Raw genomic sequence first — 1502 nt, forward strand, 5'->3', positions numbered from 1 at the left:
TAATAGTTTTATCGTCAACATCGGTTAAATTCATAGCCAATTTTACTTCGTAGCCAAAATCTTCCAATACTCTTCTAACCAAATCGCTAAAAATATAAGCTCTGAAATTTCCTATATGAGCGTAATTGTAAACCGTTGGACCGCAGGAATACATAGCTACTTTTTTATCGTTTATCGGCTTAAATATTTCTTTTTCTCTCGTAAGCGAATTATAAAATGTTATCTCTTGCATAATTATCTCGTTTTAAATATTTTATCTTTTATTAATTTTACTAAACAAATCATAAATATAATTATAACAAAAAATTATTCCTTTGTCAAAATGTTAAATTAATAATTTGTCTTCAATAAATATTTTTATATTAAAAATAAAAATGGCAGAGCATTTACGCCCTGCCTATATAAATATTAAAACCTTATCTAAATTATTATAACATAAATTATTGTAATAATTCTCTATCTACCAAAGTATTTGCAGGCACATAATCATTAACTACTTGAGAGAAAACTAAAGTGTCAGCAAATCCTCCGCGTCTTACGGATAGGAATAAATCGTTATATTCGTTTTCCGCTCTTCCCATTTTCTTTAATGTTACGGCTTTGTAAAAAGTCGCATCGTTTGCAAATCTCGTGCTTGGATATTCGTTAATAACTCTATCAAATAAATCTACCGCGCTTTGCAATTCGTTTATATCGGTAGAATATGTTTGATAAAGCATTCCGTTCCATAATAAAGACAATGGTTTAAATTTTTCTATAGCAGTATTATTCATAACATTCTTAAACGCTGCGTCAGCCAAAGGAATATTGGCTCTATTGCTTCTTGAAAGGAAATAATAAACTATTCCTCTAAATTGATATATCTGTCCCAAATCTACTCCCGCAGGCAAATTATTCAAATCCAAATTGTCTATATAGTTTCTCGCTCTCGTATATTCTTTATTTGCAATCATTACTCTTATCTCTTGAATGATTAAAGGGTCCGTTTTATGCGTATTTGCCCACGGACTATAAAAAGTGTTTATTGTGGCTTTTCTCGGTCCTCTTCTTACTGGTCTGGAAGTTCTAACGGGCGCAGGCGTAGTTGGAATCGGTCTATTTTCAAAAATTTGATTATTATTATAATTATAATTGTTATTATTACTAAGTCCCAAATCGTCATAAAAAGGATTCGATTCAAAATCGTTAGATTCCAAAATAACATTCTGATTCGTAGATTGTTGATATTCTTGCTCTATTTGATTTATATACTCGTCTTGAACATCTTGATTATTGTCCTTACAAGATATTATAAAAATTGAAGACAAGAAAATTAACGATAAAAATATAGGTAAAGATTTTTTTAACATTTTTTACTCCAAAAGTATAATTCGTATTTTTTATATTATCGGAAATTGCCCCAAAAACATTAAATAAAATAATAATGAAAACAAAAAAATTTTATCTCATACTTTTATCGTAAGGCAACCCCGAAGCCTTTGGAGCTTGAGAATTTTTTGAAG

General features: G+C 29.3%; 1 protein-coding gene and 1 pseudogene. Both read right to left on the reverse strand.

Features of this window, described 5'->3' with window-relative positions:
* Positions 1–232, reverse strand: a pseudogene (locus EZH24_RS11685) (cysteine--tRNA ligase); the annotation flags it as partial.
* A 208-nt stretch (positions 233–440) separates the two neighbouring features.
* On the reverse strand, positions 441–1349 hold the full coding sequence (locus tag EZH24_RS11690) for a tetratricopeptide repeat protein (RefSeq protein WP_137999263.1): 909 nt from the start codon (positions 1347–1349) through the stop codon (positions 441–443).
* Between the last annotated feature and the right edge of the window lie 153 nt (positions 1350–1502).

Origin of the sequence: Brachyspira catarrhinii (assembly GCF_005518285.1) — a bacterium.
In the GTDB taxonomy this organism is placed as follows: Bacteria; Spirochaetota; Brachyspiria; order Brachyspirales; family Brachyspiraceae; genus Brachyspira; species Brachyspira catarrhinii.

What these genes read in the sequence shown, in the direction of transcription:
- EZH24_RS11690 (WP_137999263.1), bottom strand. Translation starts at nt 1,349, where the DNA reads ATGTTAAAAAAATCTTTACCTATATTTTTATCGTTAATTTTCTTGTCT.